Here is a 12,441-nt window from a genome sequence, read left to right as displayed (position 1 = left end):
CCGTCCACGCCTCCCCGGTAGGATCTGCCGGATGCACAGCGTCCAGACCGCACTCGAGACCCTCCGCTCCCTCGCGGCGACGCCGACGGTGGCCCGGCTCGCGGCGGCGTTCGAGGCGCAGGGCCACGAGCTCGCGCTGGTCGGCGGCCCGGTCCGCGACGCGTTCCTCGGGCACGGCGTGCACGACCTCGACTTCACGACCTCCGCTCGCCCGGACGACATCGTGCGGATCGTCGCTCCGATCGCGGAGGCGCACTGGGACATCGGGCGCGCGTTCGGCACCATCGGCGCGCGCATCGCGGGCGAGACGGTCGAGATCACGACCTACCGCAGCGACAGCTACGACGGGGTCAGCCGGAAGCCCGAGGTCGAGTTCGGCGACAGCCTCGAGGGCGACCTCGTGCGCCGCGACTTCACGGTGAACGCGATGGCGCTGCGGCTCCCCGAGATCGTGCTCGTCGATCCGGCCGGGGGAGTGGAGGACCTGCTCGCCGGCCGACTGCGGACCCCCGCCGCCGCCGACCTCTCCTTCGGCGACGACCCGCTCCGGATGCTGCGCGCGGCGCGGTTCACCTCGCAGCTGGGCTTCCGGACCACCGACGAGGTCGAGTGGGCGATGGCCGAGCTGGCCCCGCGCATCGACGACGTCTCCGCGGAGCGGGTGCAGGAGGAGCTGCGGAAGCTCCTCGCGACCGCGTCCCCGCGGGCCGGGCTGGAGCTGCTGGTCGACACCGGTCTGGCCGGTTACTTCCTCCCGGAGCTGCCGGCGCTCCGCCTGGAGCAGGACGAGCACCACCACCACAAGGACGTCTACGTGCACAGCCTGACCGTGCTGGAGCAGGCGATCGCGCTGGAGGGGCAGCGGAACCCGGGCTCGGCTCCGGACGTCGTCCTCCGCATCGCCGCGCTGCTGCACGACATCGGCAAGCCGGCGACGCGGCGCCTGGAGCCGGGCGGAGCGGTCAGCTTCTACCACCACGACCTCGTCGGCTCGAAGCTCGCGATCAAGCGGCTGCGCTCGCTCAAGTTCGACAAGCAGACGATCGCGGACGTCGCCCGGCTGATCGAGCTGCACCTGCGCTTCTTCGGCTACACCGAGGGCGCCTGGACCGACTCCGCCGTCCGCCGCTACGTGACCGACGCCGGCCCGCTGCTCGAGCGGCTGCACATCCTCACCCGGGCCGACGTGACGACCCGCAACACCCGCAAGGCCGACCGCCTCGCGCACGCCTACGACGACCTGGAGCAGCGGATCGCGGAGCTGGCCGAGAAGGAGGAGCTCGCCTCGAAGCGACCCGACCTCGACGGCACGCAGATCATGGCGATCCTCGACCTCGCACCGGGGCGCGAGGTGGGGCTGGCGTACAAGTTCCTGCTCGAGCTGCGACTCGAGGAGGGGCCGCTCGGCGAGGAGGAGGCCGCCCGGCGGCTGAAGGAGTGGTGGGCGGCGCGCTGAGGCCGTAAGGGGGATCTGCGAGGGCCACGCTCGGATGAGAGCGCTCCACCAGGATCTGGGCATGGCCTCCGACCTGAGCAACCAGCGATGACCCCGCCGGACGTCCTCGAGGAGCTCGCTCCGCGGCGGGCGGAGGTGATCGCGGGGCTGCTGGCGGAGGACGCCGGGCTGCGGCGGGCCGCCTTCGCCGAGGCGGTCGAGCGCCGCTGGCTGCGCCGCGACGCGCACACCGTCATCCGCGCGGTGCGGCTGGACTCCTCCGCCCCGCTCCCCGCGCGCAGGGCGCTCGCTCGCGGGATCGACGCCAGCCGCGTGTCCCCGCTGGTCTTCGTCGGCGAGCGGGAGGGCGCGCTGCTCTTCGCGAGCGCGGAGGCGCCGGGGTCGCCGCGCGGCGCCGAGTCCGACGCCCTCCTCCGCTCCGAGGCCCGGAGCCGCGGCCTCGCCGTGCAGGCCATCGGCACCGCCCGGCACGACCGCCGCGACGAGGACCTGCTGCCGGCCGCCGAGCGCGCCGTGCTCGCTGCGACCATCGTGGGCTCCCTGCCGGACGGCGGCGGCCGCGGCGACATCGCAGATCTCGGCGCGTGGGTGCTCCTCGCCTCGATCGGCGCGGACACGTCGCAGCTCGCGACGCTGTCCCCCGCGGCGGCGATACTGCTCGAGCGGGGCGACGAGGTGCAGCGGCTCACCGTCGAGGCGTACCTCGACGTGCGGGGCAGCGTGCGGGAGGCCTGCGAGATCCTGCACATCCATCGCACCACGCTCTACTACCGCCTGGAGAACCTGCCCGAGGCGGTCCGGGTCGCACTGGACGACGGCCTCGCCCGGAGCACGCTGCACCTGTGCCTGAAGCTGGTGCGGTTCCGCGGCGGGCTCGAGGGGCGGCGGGCGTAGTGACCGGGTCCGGGGCCGCCGGGCGCTCGCCGGGGGAGCACGAGGCCCCGCTCGTGCGGCTGTACGGGCGGCGCGAGAGCCGCGACGCGTGGGAGCTGCGCGACTTCCTCTCGCGCAGCGTCGTCTCCTTCTCCTGGACGCCGCTCGACACCGACGAGCAGTGCCTCGTCGTCGCCGGCCGGCCGCTCGACGCCGTGCCGCTGCCGCTCGTCGTCTTCCCGGACGGCACCCGCGCCTTCGATCCGACGATCGCCGAGGTGGCCGCCCGGCTCGGCTGGGTCGCCGCGCCGCGGTACGAGGAGTACGACCTCTCGATCTACGGCGCGGGGCCGGCGGGGCTCTCCGCCGCCGTCTACGCCGCCTCGGAGGGCCTGCGGGTCGTCGTGCTGGAGCGCTCGGCGATCGGCGGGCAGGCCGGCTCCAGCAGCCTGATCGAGAACTACCTCGGCTTCCCGCACGGGATCGCCGGGGCCGACCTCGCCGAGCGCGCCCGGCAGCAGGCCGTGGCGTTCGGCGCCGAGCTGCTGAGGATGCGGGAGGGGATCCGCGCCCGCTTCGCCGACGACCGCATCCACGCGCTGCTCGCCGACGGCACGACGGTCGTCGCGCGGGCCAACATCTGCGCCACCGGCATCCAGTGGCGCCGGCTCGGCCTCGAGCGGGAGGACGAGCTGCTCGGCGTGGGCGTCTACTACGGCGCCGGGACGAGCGAGGCGCCGCTGTGCGAGGGGCAGGACGTCGTGGTCGTCGGCGGCGGCAACTCGGCCGGTCAGGCGGTGATGAACCTCGCGGCCAGGGCGAGGCAGGTGACCATGCTCGTGCGCGGGCCCGCGCTGTCCGACACCCTCTCCTCTTACCTCGCGGATCGCGTCCTGCGGCAGCCGAACGTGACGGTCCTCCTCGACTCCCGCGTGGCCGCCCTGCACGGCGGCGACTCGCTCGAGGCGATCGAGGTGGAGAGCAGCGCGACCGGGGTGCGCGGACCGCTGGCGACATCGCACCTCTTCGTCTGCATCGGCGGCGAGCCGGACACGTCCTGGGCGGCCGGGACGGCGATCGTCCGCGACTCCGGCGACTACCTGGTGACCGGCCCCGACCTCGCGGGCGAGCACGCGGCGCTCGACTGGCCGCTGCAGCGCGCACCGTTCCACCTCGAGACCAGCGTCCCCGGTTCCTTCGCGGCGGGCGACGTGCGGCGCGGCTCGGTGAAGCGGGTCGCCTCGGCGGTCGGCGAGGGGGCGATGGCGGTCACCTTCGCGCACCGCCACCTGCAGGAGACGTCGTGAGCGGGCCGGGGGACGACGGCGAGCGAGCGGCCGCGCTGCCGGCCGCCGGGACGCCCGCGCTGCCGGACGCTGCGGTGTCGGCCGTGTCGCTGCCCGACCGGCCGGCGGCGTTCCTCAGCGCCCTGCTCACCGAGCACTTCGTCCTGGAGTCGGCGCGGAGCATCACCGTGACGGAGTCGAGCAGCCGGGCGTCCCTCTATCTGACGATGCTCTCAAGCTCGCTCGTCGCGTTCGGCTTCCTCGCGCCGACGGAGTACGCGATGGGGTTCCTCGCGGTGATCATCCCCGTCGTCGTCCTGCTCGGGGTCTTCACCTACGAGCGGCTGGTGCAGACCTCGATGGAGGACATCGCCGCGCTGACCGCGATCCAGCGGATCCGCCGCTACTACGGCACGCTGCTGCCGGGCGCGGGCGCCTACTTCACGATGCCGCGCGGCACCCACGCGCCCAACGAGCTGCTCGAGATCGGCCGCAGGCGCAGCTGGCGCGGGATCTTCTTCACGATGTCATCGGCGATCGCCGTGGTGAACTCGATCGTGGCCGGCGCGGGCGTCGCACTGGCGCTCACCCAGAGCGGCGCCGACGAGCCCGCCGCGATCGCCGCCGGGATCCTCGCGGCGATGCTGCTCGCCGTGCTGCACGGGCTCTACCAGGTGCACCGCTACCGGCAGATGCGTCTCCGGATCGCCGAGGCGGAGGCGCTGGACGGAGTCTCAGCGGGCTGAGTGCGGTGGGCTGAGAGCGGCGGGCTGAGTGCGGCGGTGGGGCTCGGTCGGCTCGGCTCAGCTCCGCGCAGCTCGGCCTCGGTCGGCCTCGCTCCGCTCGGCTCAGCTCCGCTCGGCGAGGACGGACTGCCAGTCGCGCGGCACGCGGTCCGCCGGACCGGGCGTGGACTGCTCCGCGGGGTGGCTCTGCGGGTCGGCCAGTCGCGGGCCGTCGGCGTAGTCGTCGGTCCGGTAGTCCCAGAACCAGTCCTCGCCGGGCTCGAAGCTCTGGATGACCGAGTGGCCCGTCTCGTGGAAGTGCGCCGTGGCGTGCCGGTTCAGCGAGTCGTCGCAGCAGCCGATGTGCCCGCAGAGCGCGCAGCGGCGCAGATGCAGCCACCACGAGCCGGTGCGCTCGCACTCGACGCAGCCGGGGCCGCTGGGCGGGACGGAGGGGTCGATCAGCTGCTGCGTCGTCATGCGCCCAGCATGTCCCTCGGGGCGGTCCGGCACCAGGGCGGCCCGTCGATCCGCGCACGACAGCTCGGTACTCCACAGCTCGGCGCTCCGGGCGCTAGATTCGTCCTCGTCGGACCGTCCCGACTGCACCGGATCGCCCTTCCCCCCGCCTGCCGCTCGGTCCGGCAGAGTCTGCTCTGGAGTCGTGGATGAGCGAACGCAGCCCTCTCGCCGACTTCCTCCGCGCGCGACGGGCGGCGCTGCGGCCCGAGCAGGTCGGCCTGACACCGGTCGGCGGCCGGCGGCGGGTCCCGGGTCTGCGGCGGGAGGAGGTCGCGGATCGCGCCAGGATCAGCCGCGACTACTACCTCCGGGTCGAGCAGGGCCACGACATCAGGCCGTCGGATCAGGTGCTCAACGCCCTCGCCCACGCGCTGGATCTCGGTGAGTTCGAGCGCGCCCATCTCTTCCGGCTGGCCCGGCCCGTGCCCCGGCCGCAGGATCCGGCGGCGCGCACGGACCCGCCGCAGGTGGAATCGCTGCTGAACCACTGGCCGATGACGCCGGCGTTCGCCTTCGACCGCAACCTCGACGTCCTGGCGGCGAACGACCTCATGCTGCGGCTCGCCCCGGAGAAGGGCCTGCCCGGCACGAACATGCTGCTCTCGGCGGCGGAGGGCCACGCGCGCGCGTTCGAGGAGGAGGAGCCGCCGGAGGTGCTGCGGGCGTGGGACGCCGTCTACCGCGATCTGATCGCGGGGCTGCGGTTCTACGGCGATCCCGACGACCCGCGGCTCCAGGAGATCGTCGGGGAGTGCTCGATGCGGCACCGCTCGTTCCGCTCGATCTGGGCGGAGTACGAGGTCCGGCCCTTCACGCGGCGCTCGCTCCGGCTCGACGTCGCCCCCTTCGGCTGGCTGGACTTCGACATGCAGACCCTGGAGCTCTCGACGGCGCCGGGCCACTACGTCGTCACGTACCTCGCCGATCCGGGATCGACCGCCGCCGCCGCGATCGACCACTTCACCGGGCTCCGTCCTCTGCCTCGTCCGGAGGAGGCCGGCGGGGACGATCGGACGCCGGCCGTGGCGTAGCGTCGGCGGCCAGCCGCTCGAGCGCCTCGCGCGACGTCGCGTCGGCCGGCTCGAACAGGAGCAGGGTGCGCTCGTCGTCGTCGTCCGCCGCCGGCGGAATCCGGCTCAGGCGGTAGCGCAGGCGGAGGGGGCCCGCGGCCGTGGCGGGCAGATCGACCGAACCGCTCGTCGCTGCGCGCGCGCCGCCCGCCCAGGAGTGCGCGAACGCGGAGCTCGTGGCGGACAGCTCGCCCACCACGGCCAGGAATCCGCGGTCGCCCTCGTGCCGGTCGAGCGAGTCGCGCAGCATCGCGGTGATCTGGTCCGCCGCGACCTGCCAGGAGGGCGACTCCTGCTGATCGAGGGTGTCGAGGAAGGTGTACCGGGCGAGGTTCGTCCCGGTGCGGAAGGCGGGCGAGAGCGCGCGGGCGGGCCCGGTCGCGGCCAGGACGGTGAGGTGCCGGTCCAGCAGCACCGCGGGCCGCCGCGCCCAGGGCGCCAGCGCGGCCGCCGCTCGCCCGCGGGGGAGGGACGCCCCCGACTCCTCGCCCTCCCGGGCCGTCGTGCCCACCGCCGCCCGTCCGGTCAGCCGCCGAGCGCCTCGAGCACGTCGCGGGACGGCACGAAGTAGACGCCGCCCGTCGTCGCGGTCGAGAAGTCGAGGAGGCGGTCGTGCCGGCCGGCGGGCACGCCGACGAACATGCGGGTCAGCATCGCCTCGATCACCGACAGATCGGCGGCGAGGCCGAGGAAGAAGGTGCCGAACTCGCCGCGGCCGGGCCGGCCGAAGGGCATGTTGTCGCGGAGGATGTCGTGCTCCGTCCCGCCCTCGTCGACGACGGTCGCCAGCCCGCGGTGCGAGAGCTGCGCGGGGTCGTCGGCGCCCTCCACGGCGTCGGCCTTGCGGCGGCCGATGATGTGCTCCTGCTGCTCCGTGCTGAGCGAGTGCCACGCCGTCAGATCGTGCAGGTACTTCTGCGCGACCAGGTAGCTCCCGCCGGCGAAGGCCTCGTCCTCGGCGCCGATCAGCGCGATGCGCGGCAGTGCCGCCCCGGTCGGGTTCTCGGTGCCGTCGACGAAGCCGAGCAGATCGCGGTTGTCGAAGTAGCGGAAGCCGATCACCTCGTCGCGCACGACGACGTCCTCGCCGAGAGCGTCGAGCAGGAGCCGCTCGAGCTCGAAGCAGGCGTCGTCCCGCTCCGCGCGGATGTGGACGAGGAGGTCGGTCTGCGTCGAGACCGCGGTGTGGGTCGCTCCGACGACCTCGCGGAAGGGGTGCAGCTGCTGCGGCCTGGCCGGGTCGCCGAAGCGGTCCCAGGCGTCGCTGCCGATCCCGATCAGGCAGGAGAGGCGCGTGCCGAGATCGCGGAAGCCCACCGCGCGGATCAGCCCGCCGACGTCGGCGACGACGTCCCGGACCCGGTCCGCCGCGTCCTGCCCGCCGACGATGTCGAGCGAGAGGAAGACGGCGGAGCGGCTGAGCGGAGCGATCACGGCCTGCGGCTCGGCGGGGACGCGGTCCTCGAGGGTCATCGCGGTGCCGTCCTTCCTCGTGCGCCGGCGGGCGTCGTCGTCACGGGCATCCGGATCTCCGATCTGCGCCGCGGAGGACGCGTCCGCCGCGAGCTCGGCCGCGGCGCCCGGCGCGGACCGGCCGGTGCGCGGCGGACGGGCCTCGCGTTGGCGAGGACTGTACGAGCGATCGGGGAGCCGCTCAAGCGGTGCGGGGGAGGGTCTCGACAGACGTCGGAACATCCGCGCGATCCCGCGGTGCCACGGCGGCCCGCGCCTATCGTGGAGCCACTTCTCACCCCTGCCGGGGGAGAGCACCTGACGTCGACTCGGGCCGCGCTCGGGGCCGACCCGATCACGGAGGTTCGAGCATGCCGTTCATCACCACGGACGATGGCGTTGAGATCTACTACAAGGACTGGGGCCCCGCGGACGCGCAGCCCGTCTTCTTCCACCACGGCTGGCCGCTGTCCTCGGACGACTGGGACGCGCAGCTGCTGTTCTTCCACGCCCACGGCTACCGCGTGATCGCGAGCGACCGGCGCGGCCACGGACGGTCGGAGCAGGTCGGCACCGGGCACGACATGGATCACTACGCCAGCGACGTGGACGCCGTGGTGCGCCACCTCGACCTGCACGACGCGGTCCACATCGGCCACTCCACGGGCGGCGGCCAGGTCGCGCGCTACGTCGCGCAATACGGGCAGCCGCAGGGCCGCGTCGCGAAGGCCGTCCTCGTCTCCTCGGTGCCGCCGCTGATGGTGCAGACCGAGGCGAACCCCGAGGGGACGCCGATCTCCGTCTTCGACGGCTTCCGCGAGGCGCTCGCCGCGAACCGCGCCGAGTTCTTCCAGGCCGTCGCCGCCGGCCCGTTCTACGGTTTCAACCGCGACGGCACGGAGCTCTCGCAGCCGGTGGTCGACAACTGGTGGCGCCAGGGGATGACGGGCAGCGCGCTGGCGCACTACGAGGGCATCAAGGCGTTCTCGGAGACCGACCAGACGGAGGACCTGAAGGCGATCACCGTGCCGGTGCTCGTCCTGCAGGGCGACGACGACCAGGTGGTGCCGTACAAGGACGCGGCGCTGAAGCAGCACGAGCTGCTGCAGGACTCGACGCTGAAGATCTACGCGGGCTACCCGCACGGCATGCTGACCACCCACGCCGACGTCATCAACCCGGACCTGCTCGCGTTCATCCAGGCGTAGCGCGTCGCCGCCGGCGGGATCCGCTCGGGTCCCGCCGGATCGGCACCGCGTCGAATCATCCCCGGGCGGGATCGGCACTGGGCCGCAGAGCCCGCGGATGGTAGGGTCGTCAGGTTGTCCATGACCAGACGCACTCGCGTCCGCGGGAGTGGGCAGATGCTACATACCCTCCTGTCACGGAAATACCGTGGCCGTTCAGTCCGAAGGAGGTGGGTTAGTGACGCATCAGTACGAACTCATGGTCATTCTGGATCCCGAGATCGATGAGCGCACCGTCGCTCCGAGTCTCGACAAGTTCCTCAACGTCATCCGCACCGATGGTGGAACCATCGACAAGGTCGACGTCTGGGGCCGCCGTCGTCTGGCGTACGAGATCAACAAGAAGTCCGAGGGCATCTACGCCATCGTCGACTTCACGTCGACCTCGGCCGCTGCGAACGAGCTCGACCGTCAGCTGAAGCTGTCGGAGGCCGTCATGCGCACCAAGGTGCTCCGCGCCGAAGAGGGCATCGCCCAGGTCGCCGCCGCCAAGAAGCTCGCCGACGAGAAGGCCGCCCGCAAGGCTGCCAAGGCTCCGGCCGCTCCCAAGGCGTAGCGCTCATGGCCGGCGAGACGATCATCACCGTGGTGGGGAACCTCACCGCCGACCCCGAGCTGCGCTACACGCAGGGCGGGCTCGCGGTCGCGAACTTCACCATCGCCTCCACGCCGCGCACCTTCGACCGTCAGGCGAACGACTGGAAGGACGGCGAAGCGCTGTTCCTCCGCGCGTCCGTCTGGCGCGAGTTCGCCGAGAACGTCGCGGGGACGCTGACCAAGGGAAGCCGTGTCGTCGCGACCGGCCGCCTGAAGCAGCGCTCCTACGAGACGAAGGAAGGCGAGAAGCGCACCAGCATCGAGCTCGAGATCGACGAGATCGGCCCCTCGCTGCGCTACGCGACCGCACAGGTCACGCGCGCAGCCGGTGGCGGCGGTGGACGCGGTCAGGTCGGCGGCGGCGGTCAGGGCGGTCAGGGCGCGAGCCAGGGCGGCTTCGGCGGCGGCAACGGCGGCAACGGCGGCGGCAACCGCGGTGGCGGCCAGGCCGAGGAGCCGTGGGCGCCCAGCGCTCCGGCCGGTGGCGACGTGTGGAGCACGCCGGGCAGCTACAACGACGAGACGCCGTTCTGAGCCTCCGGCTCGAGCGCGCCCTCACCTGAATCACGCGTCCCCGCCCCGAGAGGGGTGCCGGAGGACGCGAACCAGAATCTAAGGAAACCACTATGGCTGGAAAGAGCAGCGGCGATCGCCGCAAGCCGATCCGCGGCAAGGGCGCGAAGAACGCGGCCCCCGCGAAGTCGGTCCGCGTCGGCGTCATCGACTACAAGGACGTCCCGACGCTTCGCAAGTTCATCTCGGAGCGCGGGAAGATCCGCGCCCGTCGCATCACCGGCGTCTCCGTCCAGGAGCAGCGCCTCATCGCCCGCGCCGTCAAGAACGCCCGCGAGATGGCGCTCCTGCCCTACGCCGGCAGCGGAAGGTAGGTAACGGCATGTCAAAGGTCATCCTGACCCACGAGGTCGACGGTCTCGGCTCCGCCGGCGACGTCGTCGACGTCAAGAACGGGTTCGCCCGCAACTACCTCATCCCGCAGGGCTTCGGCGTCGCGTGGACCCGAGGTGGCGAGAAGCAGGTCGAGCAGATCAAGTCGGCGCGAGCCGCTCGTGAGCACAAGACCATCGAAGAGGCTCAGCACACGAAGCAGGTCCTCGAGGCCAACCGCGTGAAGCTGACCGTCAAGGCCGGGAAGGACGGACGCCTCTTCGGCTCCGTCAAGACCTCCGACATCGCGACCGCGGTGGCGGCGGCCGGCTACGGCGAGCTCGACAAGCGCAAGATCGTGATCTCGAACGCGATCAAGAACGTCGGCGAGCACGAGGCCGTGGTGCGTCTGCGCGACGACATCCAGGCCACCGTGAAGCTGCAGGTGGTCGCGGCCAAGTAAGGCCGCGAGAACGCCGCGAAGGGCGGTGCGACGGGACTCCAGGGTCCCGCCGCACCGCCCTTCGTCGTTCCCGTTGTCCACAGCTCCATCCACATACACCCTCGCGGGCGGGCAACCTTCAATGTGGTCTGGAGACTCTTTTCCCCACACACCTGTGGAAAGCGGGAAAGGCCAGGTCAGCGCGGTGAAAAAACTTATCCGACAGTGCAGTTCCCACAGGGTTGTCCACACGTTGCCCACAGTGGGCGCGGCGTTTCCCGCCGATTCTCCACAGTTCTCTCCACAGGGTGGTTTGACCCTGTGGGCGGCGGGTCCGTAGTGTGGCGCAGCGCCCCGCGAGGGGAGCGGGGCGGGCGCCGGGCGCCCGCTGTCGGAGGTCGGGAGTAGACCTGGATCCGGCACTCGCGACAGGCGGCCGAGCCGCGTGGCCACCCGTTCCGCGAGGCACCCGACAGGAGGAGGCGAAGGCATGACGATCGCGCACCTGGCGGTTCCCGGCTCGGACGGACGAGACGGGCGGGACTCCCGCGGAGACGCTCCGCGCAGCAGTGACCGCACGCCCCCGCATGACCTCCTCGCGGAGCAGTCGGCCCTCGGCGGCATGCTGCTGTCGAAGGACGCCGTCGCCGACGTGGTCGAGAGCGTCAAGGCGACCGACTTCTACATCCCCAAGCACGAGATCGTCTTCGAGGCGATCCTGGCGCTCTACTCGCACGGCGAGCCGACCGACGTCATCGCCGTCACCGACGAGCTGACCAAGCAGGGCGAGCTGCAGCGCGCCGGCGGCGCCGACTACCTGCACTCGCTCACCGCGATGGTGCCGACCGCGGCGAACGCGGGCTACTACGCGTCCATCGTCGCCGAGCGCGCGCTGCTGCGCCGCCTGGTCGAGGCGGGCACCCGCATCGCGCAGATGGGCTACCAGGGTGAGGGCGAGGTGCTCGACCTCGTGAACACCGCGCAGGCCGAGATCTACAACGTCACCGGGTCCGAGACGGCGGAGGACTACGTCCCGCTGACCGACGCGGTCACCGTGGCGATCGACGAGATCGAGGCGGCCGCGCACAAGGACGGCGCCTTCACGGGCGTGCCGACCGGCTTCGCCGACCTGGACGATCTCACCAACGGCTTCCATCCCGGCCAGATGATCATCGTCGCCGCGCGACCGGCGCTCGGAAAGTCGACGCTCGCGCTCGACTTCGCCCGGGCCGCCGCGATCAAGCACAACATGGCCACGATCTTCTTCTCGCTCGAGATGGGGCGCAGCGAGATCGCGATGCGCCTGCTCTCCGCCGAGGCGTCGGTGCCGCTGCAGCACATGCGCAAGGGCACGGTCGACCAGCGCGACTGGACGACCATCGCCTCCACCCGCGGCCGCATCAACGACGCCCCGCTCTACATCGACGACTCGCCGAACCTCACGCTCGTCGAGATCCGCGCGAAGTGCCGCCGGCTCAAGCAGCGCATCGGGCTGAAGATGGTCGTCATCGACTACCTCCAGCTGATGACCTCGGGCAAGAAGGTCGAGAGCCGCCAGCAGGAGGTCTCCGAGTTCTCCCGCGCGCTCAAGCTGCTCGCGAAGGAGCTGCAGGTGCCGGTCATCGCGCTCTCGCAGCTGAACCGTGGCCCGGAGCAGCGCGCCGACAAGCTGCCCGCCATCTCCGACCTCCGCGAGTCCGGCTCGATCGAGCAGGACGCCGACATGGTGATCCTCCTGCACCGCGAGAGCGCCTACGAGAAGGACAACCCGCGCGCGGGCGAGGCCGACCTCATCGTCGCCAAGCACCGCAACGGCCCGACCCGCACCGTCACCGTCGGCTTCCACGGCCACTTCTCCCGCTTCGCGGACATCCCGGCGGTCTGAC

General features: G+C 72.2%; 14 protein-coding genes. 11 read left to right on the top strand and 3 right to left on the bottom strand.

Features of this window, described 5'->3' with window-relative positions; all coding sequences use genetic code 11:
• Positions 1-31 precede the first annotated feature (31 nt).
• The 4 genes from HQQ82_RS14120 (at position 32) to HQQ82_RS14105 (ending at position 4,361) form a co-directional block, all read left to right on the top strand.
• Complete coding sequence (locus tag HQQ82_RS14120) at positions 32-1,456, top strand: CCA tRNA nucleotidyltransferase (RefSeq protein WP_173234283.1); 1,425 nt, start codon at positions 32-34, stop codon at positions 1,454-1,456.
• An 87-nt stretch (positions 1,457-1,543) separates the two neighbouring features.
• Positions 1,544-2,350 carry a helix-turn-helix domain-containing protein gene (locus HQQ82_RS14115; RefSeq protein ID WP_173234281.1) on the top strand — a complete coding sequence of 269 codons (807 nt, stop codon included), beginning with the start codon at positions 1,544-1,546 and terminating at the stop codon, positions 2,348-2,350.
• Complete coding sequence (locus tag HQQ82_RS14110; RefSeq protein ID WP_173234279.1) at positions 2,350-3,636, top strand: FAD-dependent oxidoreductase; 1,287 nt, start codon at positions 2,350-2,352, stop codon at positions 3,634-3,636. The genes HQQ82_RS14115 and HQQ82_RS14110 overlap by 1 nt, the downstream gene beginning before the upstream one ends.
• The gene (locus tag HQQ82_RS14105; RefSeq protein WP_173234277.1) at positions 3,633-4,361 is read left to right on the top strand and encodes a hypothetical protein; all 729 of its coding nucleotides are present in this window, start codon (positions 3,633-3,635) and stop codon (positions 4,359-4,361) included. The genes HQQ82_RS14110 and HQQ82_RS14105 overlap by 4 nt, the downstream gene beginning before the upstream one ends.
• 102 nt (positions 4,362-4,463) lie before the next feature.
• On the opposite strand, the gene HQQ82_RS14100 is transcribed toward HQQ82_RS14105, so the two are convergent.
• Positions 4,464-4,820 carry a UBP-type zinc finger domain-containing protein gene (locus tag HQQ82_RS14100; protein ID WP_173234275.1) on the bottom strand — a complete coding sequence of 119 codons (357 nt, stop codon included), beginning with the start codon at positions 4,818-4,820 and terminating at the stop codon, positions 4,464-4,466.
• A gap of 188 nt (positions 4,821-5,008) precedes the next feature.
• On the opposite strand from HQQ82_RS14100, the gene HQQ82_RS14095 reads away from it, so the two are divergent.
• The gene (locus HQQ82_RS14095; protein ID WP_173234273.1) at positions 5,009-5,893 is read left to right on the top strand and encodes a helix-turn-helix transcriptional regulator; all 885 of its coding nucleotides are present in this window, start codon (positions 5,009-5,011) and stop codon (positions 5,891-5,893) included.
• On the opposite strand, the gene HQQ82_RS14090 is transcribed toward HQQ82_RS14095, so the two are convergent.
• Together HQQ82_RS14090 and HQQ82_RS14085 are read right to left on the bottom strand one after the other, a co-directional pair.
• Positions 5,823-6,443 carry a hypothetical protein gene (locus HQQ82_RS14090; RefSeq protein ID WP_173234271.1) on the bottom strand — a complete coding sequence of 207 codons (621 nt, stop codon included), beginning with the start codon at positions 6,441-6,443 and terminating at the stop codon, positions 5,823-5,825. The genes HQQ82_RS14095 and HQQ82_RS14090 overlap by 71 nt on opposite strands.
• 14 nt (positions 6,444-6,457) lie before the next feature.
• Positions 6,458-7,405, bottom strand: coding sequence for a Dyp-type peroxidase (locus HQQ82_RS14085; RefSeq protein ID WP_173234269.1), 948 nt, complete (start codon positions 7,403-7,405; stop codon positions 6,458-6,460).
• A 350-nt stretch (positions 7,406-7,755) separates the two neighbouring features.
• Between HQQ82_RS14085 and HQQ82_RS14080 the strand changes: the two genes are divergently transcribed.
• From HQQ82_RS14080 to dnaB, 6 genes are all read left to right on the top strand, one after another.
• Positions 7,756-8,592 (top strand): alpha/beta fold hydrolase, encoded by an 837-nt coding sequence (locus HQQ82_RS14080; RefSeq protein ID WP_173234267.1) that lies wholly within the window; start codon positions 7,756-7,758, stop codon positions 8,590-8,592.
• A 217-nt stretch (positions 8,593-8,809) separates the two neighbouring features.
• The gene (gene rpsF / locus HQQ82_RS14075; RefSeq protein WP_173234265.1) at positions 8,810-9,187 is read left to right on the top strand and encodes a 30S ribosomal protein S6; all 378 of its coding nucleotides are present in this window, start codon (positions 8,810-8,812) and stop codon (positions 9,185-9,187) included.
• Between the two features lie 5 nt (positions 9,188-9,192).
• The gene (locus HQQ82_RS14070; protein ID WP_173234263.1) at positions 9,193-9,762 is read left to right on the top strand and encodes a single-stranded DNA-binding protein; all 570 of its coding nucleotides are present in this window, start codon (positions 9,193-9,195) and stop codon (positions 9,760-9,762) included.
• 92 nt (positions 9,763-9,854) lie between these two features.
• Positions 9,855-10,115 (top strand): 30S ribosomal protein S18, encoded by a 261-nt coding sequence (rpsR, locus tag HQQ82_RS14065; RefSeq protein WP_056039813.1) that lies wholly within the window; start codon positions 9,855-9,857, stop codon positions 10,113-10,115.
• Positions 10,116-10,123: 8 nt separating this feature from the next.
• Complete coding sequence (gene rplI, locus HQQ82_RS14060; RefSeq protein ID WP_123447282.1) at positions 10,124-10,576, top strand: 50S ribosomal protein L9; 453 nt, start codon at positions 10,124-10,126, stop codon at positions 10,574-10,576.
• Between the two features lie 469 nt (positions 10,577-11,045).
• The gene (gene dnaB, locus HQQ82_RS14055) at positions 11,046-12,440 is read left to right on the top strand and encodes a replicative DNA helicase (RefSeq protein ID WP_173234261.1); all 1,395 of its coding nucleotides are present in this window, start codon (positions 11,046-11,048) and stop codon (positions 12,438-12,440) included.
• Position 12,441 lies beyond the last annotated feature (1 nt).

The sequence above is a fragment of the Rathayibacter sp. VKM Ac-2856 genome (assembly GCF_013205055.1).
Classification (GTDB): domain Bacteria; phylum Actinomycetota; class Actinomycetes; order Actinomycetales; family Microbacteriaceae; genus Rathayibacter.
The sequence above is the reverse complement of the archived record's forward strand: the minus strand, read 5'-3'. Positions and strand labels throughout refer to the sequence as shown.

Bases quoted from the DNA above. Each gene is read 5' to 3' on its own strand.
- HQQ82_RS14120 (WP_173234283.1), top strand. From the start codon at position 32: ATGCACAGCGTCCAGACCGCACTCGAGACCCTCCGCTCCCTCGCGGCG.
- HQQ82_RS14115 (WP_173234281.1), top strand. From the start codon at position 1,544: ATGACCCCGCCGGACGTCCTCGAGGAGCTCGCTCCGCGGCGGGCGGAG.
- HQQ82_RS14100 (WP_173234275.1), bottom strand. From the start codon at position 4,820: ATGACGACGCAGCAGCTGATCGACCCCTCCGTCCCGCCCAGCGGCCCC.
- HQQ82_RS14095 (WP_173234273.1), top strand. From the start codon at position 5,009: ATGAGCGAACGCAGCCCTCTCGCCGACTTCCTCCGCGCGCGACGGGCG.
- HQQ82_RS14085 (WP_173234269.1), bottom strand. From the start codon at position 7,405: ATGACCCTCGAGGACCGCGTCCCCGCCGAGCCGCAGGCCGTGATCGCT.
- HQQ82_RS14080 (WP_173234267.1), top strand. From the start codon at position 7,756: ATGCCGTTCATCACCACGGACGATGGCGTTGAGATCTACTACAAGGAC.
- HQQ82_RS14070 (WP_173234263.1), top strand. From the start codon at position 9,193: ATGGCCGGCGAGACGATCATCACCGTGGTGGGGAACCTCACCGCCGAC.
- rpsR (WP_056039813.1), top strand. From the start codon at position 9,855: ATGGCTGGAAAGAGCAGCGGCGATCGCCGCAAGCCGATCCGCGGCAAG.
- rplI (WP_123447282.1), top strand. From the start codon at position 10,124: ATGTCAAAGGTCATCCTGACCCACGAGGTCGACGGTCTCGGCTCCGCC.
- dnaB (WP_173234261.1), top strand. From the start codon at position 11,046: ATGACGATCGCGCACCTGGCGGTTCCCGGCTCGGACGGACGAGACGGG.